Below are 3,726 nucleotides of genomic sequence, written 5' to 3'. Positions count from 1 at the left end.
GGTCTGATTCTGTACGGATTGCTACAGTGAGTAACCGCATAATCTCAGCCGAAAAATTTTGGCTGTTTTTTTTCTTTTCCTTTAATGCCCATACCACGTCCTGCGGAGTTTCCGCCGGTACACGGCATACGATTGCTTTTAAATTTACAGAGTCCTCCACATCGCTTCGGACATTTCTTGGCATTAAGCATTCACTCCTGCAAATTTAAATAAGTCCCAATAAGAAGAAACAATTAGCCATATTGCCGTTTCATTTTTTAGCCAACGCAGTGGAAATGAATCTTTACTTTCATTGATAGATTTCATATATGGTTCCAATAATGCAGCTCCCCCACCAATGATATAAGCAAAGCGAATTTGTGGCGATTCATTCCATACATCACTGATTGTTTTATAGATTGTTCGAGCGACTTCTGTTAAATGTGTATCAATGATTGGGTTCAAGTCGTAGCTTTTGCCACGATACCACGCAATCCCCCGCTCATCCCCTAGAATGCAGTCTACTAATTCCCTGCGCGAGCGGAAAGGACGAATACCGAGCTCTTGATCTATCTCTGCAATAATGGCATCCAATGCCGCAGACACCCCTGTACCAATACCTATGCTATGTTCATTATCAACCTTCCCCCCTTTTTCAATAACCGCGATATCTGTAGTCAATCCCCCGATATCAACAATAGCAATACTAGCCCCTGCTACTTCTGGTTTTTTCGCGGCTAATCCGATGTAGGCGGCTTGTCCTTCCGGAGAAACGATCGCATTCTTAATACGGATTGTAACGGTTTTTCCAGCATGTTTTGGTGTATCTAAGAAAGCAACAGTATGAACATGATCTATAAGCTTTTCTTTAAATGCTTTGCGCGCTCCTTTACGCTTAGATTCCGTCATCGGAAGACCAGTTGAGAGGAAATATTCCTTCTCAATCTTTTTTTCTTTGCTTTCTTCTGCCGCATGTAAAGCTAAAGCTGTCAGAAGGAGAATCATTGATTGATCATTCTCGCCTTTTTTCTGTTCGCTCGTTAACTCATCATTATGCTTCTGTCTGGCTGCTAATTCACCAACGTAGTAGATACCTTTTGCAACAGATAGAGCTGCACTTGTGACTTCTACATGAAGAGCGTCGAAAGGACTATTTTCTAATTGGGCAATTCCGCGATCTTTTGGTGCATTTGCTAATACATTAGGGATAGTAAATGCCTGTTCCCCTTCAAACATAGCTTTTAGAGTGTCGTTTCCGATATCTACCGCCGCTTTTTGTAATGTCATACATTACCCTCTCCTTTTCTTTAGTTTTTATATATGTATTACGTTGTTTTTCATATATCATCATACATTGATAAGTCCATAAAATCAAAGGTTTATATGACATTTTTCTTCTGTTTGTTATACATAAATGATTTTTATTGTATAACGTAATACGTTGTGATTTTATGTTTAAAAAATCCTCTCAATGGCCATAATGGCTAAAAAGGAGAGGTGTAATATATGAAATGTAGAGATTGTGGTGCGCGTATAACGAAAAAAACTGCACAAAAGAACATTGGAAAATGTAATAAGTGCAAAAAAATTGATATAAAAATCGCAAAAGAAATGAAAAAGGTACGTTCATGGTGAAAGCACATATGCGACTATACCATCTTTATGAACGGGTGTAACCCAATGATGGGAATGTACATTATACCGTTCTTGAAAAAACATAATCACTTCACTGGTGTCAAGTCCGTAATGCAGGATTAGAGCTGCCATTTCACCTTTTCGTAGATTGCATGAACGTGCAAGCATAGAAAGCTTCAAGTCGTGTTCATTTTGATAAGATAGTTTCAGTTGTCGATCGCGTGGGAAATTCAGATATTTTGATTTTGGACGCTTAACTTTTCTACTTATGTCTGCAGTTATTTCTTGCTTATAGATGATTTTTTTCTTTGCATCGTATTCTGCAGTAATCCAGTAGTGTTCAATGGTATTGAATGTTTTTTGTACTTTGTAAACAAAACTAGGACTATCGAGTAGTTTACAGACAATCAACGATCCAAGAGTTAAATAAGGAAGCTCGCAAGAGTTGGCCAACAATTTTAATTTTTGTTCATAAAATTCATTTGTGTATAGATTATTTCTTACACATCTCTTCCCGCCTAAACATTTATTTTTCCATAGCATTTTTTCCGCCCCCCATGCTTTTTGAAAGTGTCCTGCTGTCCTGTTGTCCTTTTGTCCTTTTATATGTGTATGGGGTAGGGGGAGTCATTTATGTCTGCTTGTATATTTTATCTTTCATTATTTTTTTGTTTTTTATACCAAAATGTGTGATAACAAGGTGTCTAAAAACAAGTGAAATGAACACAAAAAAACCTGTCTAAAAAACTATTTTTTTCAGTTGCCGAAATTAGACAGTTTTTTTTATGTTTTTGGACAGTCTAAAAATGTGGAGACGTTTGTTTTTATAAGGGATTTGGGAAGGTTGTTTTTCATTAAGTCAAATACAAAAAGTGGGATGGCTATGCCCGACAATAACGCATGGTTCTTAGTCCGAAAGGTATGCTCAGATGAATAAGGAGGAACTTGCTTTCTGGACGGCGGTTATCTCATTAGCGATAGCGCTAATAAATTTTCTTATCGTGTTTCTTTCTTTTCTGGACAAAATCCTCGAAAGAATAGAAAAACGTAAAAAGAAAAAAACCGCCAAACGCAAAAAGACCACAAAGCGATTGCGGCGCTAAGTGGTCACATGGCAAGGCAGGCCGGACGAGTGTCCGGTCTGTAATCCCCTATTTATCTTATGCTTATTTTACCTCCACTATACTTGTTTGTAAAGAAAGGCAGGAATCCTCTATGTCAATCTATTGGTTTGCTTTCATTGCTTCTGCAATGGCGCTTGTATCGTCCATCATTGTACTCTCAATTGTGTTACGACGATTTATTAGAAATAGAAGAAGAGGGCGATACTAATGGCTAAAAAAGCACGCATATTTAAATTTTCATAATATAATGTATATTTATTGAAAACGAGGGCATTTATTACCGAGAAAGAACAGCAGTAGATTTTAGAAGAGGCTCTTCAAGAGTATACGCAAACAAAAACGACCTGATATTTAGAAAAGGTGAAAAAATTATAAGCACGTTAAAATAAAACATCTCGGCCACGCCGGGTTATTTTTGTTCTGACATCCTGTAAATACGTAGTCAGGTTTCGGGTTCTTTAGTGCAAGCTAGCCGTTTTCTGTATGTACTTCCAGTTTGCCTGCGTGGACAAGCTTCTGAAGGTCTTCAAGTAACAGGATAGCCCCTGTTTTGTCTACACGGGAGAGATAGCGTTTGTTCATTTGCACACTCCCTTTTTGTTCCATATCACAACAAAAGGAAAATATAGGGAATGTTTTTGAGCAACCAAAATAGCGTTGAAAAACGGCTCACAAGTCAGCTTTTCTTTTTTAAATACAAACAATGTACGGTTGTCCTATGTGATATATCCATACACAATCCGTTTTCCTTCATAGTATGTAGTATGTCAAAATTGGAGGGAGAGAATTGGTAAATGCCAATTAATTTTGATGAAACAGCTAGTGTAAATGAATGTGACGCGCGCGCGGTCCGACCTACCCTAACAGGAGGCAACCCTATTGTCAAAGTTCCGGTACTACTTCAGGAAGTGTCGGTGCAGCTGCCGCTAAGAGCGCGTATTACTTTTCCAGAAGATGTGCTTGAAATCAAGAAAATTAAAAAGCGCGT

Annotated in this window: 4 protein-coding genes and 1 pseudogene; 2 read left to right on the top strand and 3 right to left on the bottom strand. The window is 38.0% G+C overall.

Annotated features, from left to right (window positions below):
* The 3 genes from BLR88_RS18475 to BLR88_RS18465 form a co-directional block, all read right to left on the bottom strand.
* A partial coding sequence (locus BLR88_RS18475) for a hypothetical protein (protein WP_139185037.1) occupies positions 1-184 on the bottom strand: 184 nt, incomplete at its 3' end.
* On the bottom strand, positions 184-1,266 hold the full coding sequence (locus BLR88_RS18470; protein ID WP_091261559.1) for a ParM/StbA family protein: 1,083 nt from the start codon (positions 1,264-1,266) through the stop codon (positions 184-186). The genes BLR88_RS18470 and BLR88_RS18475, both read right to left, overlap by 1 nt.
* A 339-nt stretch (positions 1,267-1,605) precedes the next feature.
* Positions 1,606-2,157 carry a hypothetical protein gene (locus tag BLR88_RS18465; protein ID WP_091261557.1) on the bottom strand — a complete coding sequence of 184 codons (552 nt, stop codon included), beginning with the start codon at positions 2,155-2,157 and terminating at the stop codon, positions 1,606-1,608.
* A 386-nt stretch (positions 2,158-2,543) separates the two neighbouring features.
* Between BLR88_RS18465 and BLR88_RS19860 the strand changes: the two genes are divergently transcribed.
* Both BLR88_RS19860 and BLR88_RS18460 read left to right on the top strand, forming a co-directional pair.
* Positions 2,544-2,717 (top strand): hypothetical protein, encoded by a 174-nt coding sequence (locus BLR88_RS19860; RefSeq protein ID WP_175493694.1) that lies wholly within the window; start codon positions 2,544-2,546, stop codon positions 2,715-2,717.
* An 815-nt stretch (positions 2,718-3,532) separates the two neighbouring features.
* Positions 3,533-3,726: pseudogene (locus tag BLR88_RS18460) on the top strand (CsxC family protein); the annotation flags it as partial.

It is taken from the genome of Aneurinibacillus thermoaerophilus, assembly GCF_900099925.1.
Taxonomy (GTDB): domain Bacteria; phylum Bacillota; class Bacilli; order Aneurinibacillales; family Aneurinibacillaceae; genus Aneurinibacillus; species Aneurinibacillus thermoaerophilus.
Note: the sequence above shows the minus strand (reverse complement) of the source record. Positions and strands in the feature narration are given on the sequence as shown.

Coding starts and splice junctions, on each gene's coding strand:
- BLR88_RS18470 (WP_091261559.1), bottom strand. CDS start 1,266: ATGACATTACAAAAAGCGGCGGTAGATATCGGAAACGACACTCTAAAA.
- BLR88_RS19860 (WP_175493694.1), top strand. CDS start 2,544: ATGAATAAGGAGGAACTTGCTTTCTGGACGGCGGTTATCTCATTAGCG.
- BLR88_RS18465 (WP_091261557.1), bottom strand. CDS start 2,157: ATGCTATGGAAAAATAAATGTTTAGGCGGGAAGAGATGTGTAAGAAAT.